General features: G+C 71.5%; 1 protein-coding gene. It reads right to left on the bottom strand.

Translation table 11 applies throughout. From position 1 onward, the window contains the following. A partial coding sequence (locus AC066S_RS39820; protein ID WP_478272066.1) for a phage tail protein occupies positions 1–403 on the bottom strand: 403 nt, incomplete at both ends.

Raw genomic sequence — 403 nt, 5'->3', positions numbered from 1 at the left:
CGGGGCGCCGGTCGAGGCCATGCACGAGCCGGTAGAGCGCCACGTGGGCCGGCAGGGATGCCCGGACGACGTGCACGATGCGGCGGACTTCCTCGCGCTCCGGGAGTCTCCCGCAGTGGATGTGCAGGTACGCCCGCTGCTCTTCGATGCGCGCATCAGGGAAGCCGATCCAGCGCAGCGCGCGCAGTGCAGCGGCGAGCGTGCCGCGCTCGAAGAGCCATCGCAAGCCTTCGGCGATCAGCTCCTGCACGGTGGGGAAGTAGGGTGCGAACTCGGCGAGTTCGTACTCTGCCGCGAGCCACGGCGCGAAGCCGGGCAGCTCCCCGCCCGCGCCCGGCGGCGCGAAGGCATCGGCGATGCGGTCCCAATCCGGCACCGTCTCGTCGATGGCTCGTTCCAAGGC

Source organism: Bradyrhizobium sp. CFUWI, assembly GCF_056429085.1.
This window is presented reverse-complemented; position numbering and strand designations above follow the sequence as displayed.